This is a genomic window from Variovorax sp. 20P10.2.4 (assembly GCF_058244205.1).
This window is the reverse complement of record NZ_JBZAYE010000781.1, coordinates 1-3,053: the sequence shown is the minus strand read 5'-3', so window position 1 is coordinate 3,053 and position 3,053 is coordinate 1. Positions and strand designations below refer to the sequence as shown.

The window sequence follows — 3,053 nt, the reverse complement described above, 5'->3', positions numbered from 1 at the left end:
GTCAGCAAGAATCAAAAAAGCAAGAAACCGAAGCAGCCCTTCAGACCGCCCGAATAGGGATATACATCTCCCCCCCACCCGCCACAAACTCCTTCGACTTCTCCTCCATCCCCTTCTCCACAGCCAACGCCTCGGCCACCCCCTTCGCAGCCGCGTACTCCCGCACCTCCTGCGTGATCTTCATCGAGCAGAACTTCGGCCCGCACATCGAACAGAAGTGCGCCACCTTGCTCGAATCCTTCGGCAGCGTCTCGTCGTGGAATTCGCGCGCGGTATCGGGATCGAGCCCGAGGTTGAACTGGTCCTGCCAGCGAAACTCGAAGCGCGCCTTGCTCAGCGCATCGTCGCGCGACCGCGCTCCCGGATGTCCCTTCGCCACGTCCGCCGCATGCGCGGCGATCTTGTAGGCAATGATCCCCTGCTTCACGTCGTCGCGATCGGGCAGCCCCAGGTGCTCCTTCGGCGTCACGTAGCACAGCATCGCGGTGCCGGCCCAGCCGATCATCGCCGCGCCGATCGCGCTCGCGATGTGGTCGTAGCCGGGCGCGATGTCGATCGTCAGCGGGCCCAGGGTGTAGAACGGCGCCTCGTGGCAGTGCTTGAGCTGCTCGTCCATGTTCGACTGGATCATGTGCATCGGCACGTGGCCCGGGCCTTCGATCATGGTCTGCACGTCGTGCTTCCATGCGATCTGCGTGAGCTCGCCGAGGGTGCGCAGCTCGGCGAACTGCGCCTCGTCGTTGGCATCGGCGCCGCTGCCGGGGCGCAGGCCGTCGCCGAGCGAGAAGCTCACGTCGTAGGCCTTCATGATGTCGCAGATGTCCTCGAAGTGCGTGTAGAGGAAGCTCTCCTTGTGGTGCGCGATGCACCACTTCGCCATGATCGAGCCGCCGCGCGAGACGATGCCGGTCATGCGGTCGGCCGTCAGATGGATGAACGGCAGCCGCAGGCCGGCGTGGATGGTGAAGTAGTCGACGCCCTGCTCGGCCTGCTCGATCAGCGTGTCGCGGTAGATCTCCCAGGTCAGGTCCTCGGCCACGCCGCCGACCTTCTCGAGCGCCTGGTAGATCGGCACGGTGCCGATGGGCACGGGGCTGTTGCGCACGATCCAGTCGCGCGTGGTGTGGATGTTCTTGCCGGTCGACAGGTCCATCACGTTGTCGGCGCCCCAGCGGATCGCCCACACCAGCTTCTCCACTTCTTCCTCGATGCTCGAGGTCACGGCCGAGTTGCCGATGTTGGCGTTGATCTTCACCTTGAAGTTGCGCCCGATCGCCATCGGTTCCACCTCGGGGTGGTTGATGTTGGCGGGAATGATCGCGCGGCCGCGCGCCACCTCGTCGCGCACGAACTCGGGCGTGATGATGCGCGGGATGCTCGCGCCCATGGGGTTGCCGGCCACGCGCTTCGCGCGCTCCTCGTTGGCGAGGTACTCGGCCATCCACTCGCGCTTGCCGTTCTCGCGCAGCGCCACGTACTCCATCTCGGGCGTGACGATGCCGCGGCGCGCGTAGTGCATCTGCGTGACGTTGGCGCCCGACTTCGCGCGGCGCGGCGTGCGCTGCAGCGCCGAGGCACCGGCGCGCAGCTCGGCCAGGCGCTGGGCATCGCGGTCCTCGTTCTTCGCGCCGTCGTCGAGCGCATGGTGCGTGCGCCCCTCGTAGCTCTCGGTGTCGCCGCGCTCGGCGACCCAGGCACCGCGCACGTCGGGCAGGCCGCGGCGCACGTCGATCTCGACCTTCGGGTCGGTGTAGGGGCCCGAGGTGTCGTAGAGCGACACGGTCTCGCCGTTGGTGAGCTTCACGTCGCGCACCGGCACGAACAGGTCGGGCCTGCTGCCGGGGATGACGCACTTGTGCGACGCGGGGAAGGGCTCGCGCGTGAGCGAGAGCAGGGTGGTGAACTTGTCGGGGGCATTCATGCAGGGCACTCCTTGTGGATGGAAAGGGTGCTCCGCAATCGCTCGGTGGGCTGTGGGTGCCGTCTCGGGTGGAGGGACGGACCGAAGCCAGGGAGTGCAGCTCTTCTTACGCCGGTATGACCCGGATCAAGTTCGCGGGTCGGCAGCTTTGCCATCTCAGCACGCCACATGCGTGCACCCCGGAGCGGGGCCGATTGTGCGAGCGCCGGCCCTCGCCGTCAACCGCCCGCGTCAAGACGGCGCGCTTTCGCGCCGGGCTTCAGGCGCGCGCCTGCAGGTCGCCGTCGACGTAGTACCAGCGCGACAGGCCCTCGGCATCGGACTCGCGCACGAAGCGGCTGCGCTCGTGCAGCCGCGAGGCCGTGCCCGAGGCGCCGCGCTGGCGCGCGACGAACTCGACCTCGGCATGGTCGGCATCGCTCATCGAGCGGCCGCGCACGTCGAGCCCGAGCCAGCGCACGTCCGGCTCGAAATCGAGCGAGGCCGGCCGCGTGCTCGCGTGCCAGGTGCCGAGCAGGTACTCGGCACGCTCGCGCACGAAGGCCGTATAGCGCGAACGCATCAGCGATTCGGCATCGGGCGCGGGGGTGTGCTCGAAGTCGTCGAGGTAGCGGCCGCAGCACATCGCGTAGGCGATGGGCTTGTCGCGGCGGTCGGTGCGGCCGCAGGGGCAGGGTGCGGTGGAGGGATCGGGAACGCTGGGCATGGAGGCCCCTATTGGAACACCGTGCGGGCAGGGGCCTCCAGAGGGCAAGCCCTGGGGCCGCCGCGAGGGGGATCAGCGCGCCTCGGCCGGCCGCATGCTCTGCGCGATCGCCTCGCGCAGCGCCGGTGCGTCGGCCGGCTTGTAGATCAGCGCATAGCCCGCGCGCTCGACCTCGGCGCGGTTCGCGTGCGCGGTCTCGCCGGTGAGGATCACCACGTGGCGCGCCTTGCCCACCGCCTGCAGCGCCTGCGCGGCGGCCAGCCCCGAGAGCCCGCTGCCCAGGCGCAGGTCGCTGAGCATCAGGTCGAACACGCCGGCCTGCTGCAGCGCCTCGCGCGGATTGGCGGCCAGCGCCACCTCGTGGCCCCAGCCGCCGAGGAGCGAGCGCATGGCCTCGCGCACCGGCTGTTCGTCGTCGAGCACCAG

At 68.9% G+C, this 3,053-nt stretch carries 3 protein-coding genes and 1 riboswitch; all 3 genes read right to left on the bottom strand.

The window, feature by feature from the left end; translation table 11 throughout:
• Nucleotides 1–40: 40 nt before the first annotated feature.
• Nucleotides 41–1,921 carry a phosphomethylpyrimidine synthase ThiC gene (gene thiC / locus AC27VN_RS37415; protein ID WP_093348270.1) on the bottom strand — a complete coding sequence of 627 codons (1,881 nt, stop codon included), beginning with the start codon at nucleotides 1,919–1,921 and terminating at the stop codon, nucleotides 41–43.
• An 86-nt stretch (nucleotides 1,922–2,007) separates the two neighbouring features.
• Nucleotides 2,008–2,113, bottom strand: a riboswitch (TPP riboswitch).
• A 67-nt stretch (nucleotides 2,114–2,180) separates the two neighbouring features.
• On the bottom strand, nucleotides 2,181–2,627 hold the full coding sequence (locus AC27VN_RS37410) for a YchJ family protein (RefSeq protein ID WP_093348268.1): 447 nt from the start codon (nucleotides 2,625–2,627) through the stop codon (nucleotides 2,181–2,183).
• 72 nt (nucleotides 2,628–2,699) lie between these two features.
• A partial coding sequence (locus AC27VN_RS37405) for a response regulator (RefSeq protein WP_490879920.1) occupies nucleotides 2,700–3,053 on the bottom strand: 354 nt, incomplete at its 5' end.

Bases quoted from the DNA above. Each gene is read 5' to 3' on its own strand.
- thiC (WP_093348270.1), bottom strand. From the start codon at position 1,921: ATGAATGCCCCCGACAAGTTCACCACCCTGCTCTCGCTCACGCGCGAG.
- AC27VN_RS37410 (WP_093348268.1), bottom strand. From the start codon at position 2,627: ATGCCCAGCGTTCCCGATCCCTCCACCGCACCCTGCCCCTGCGGCCGC.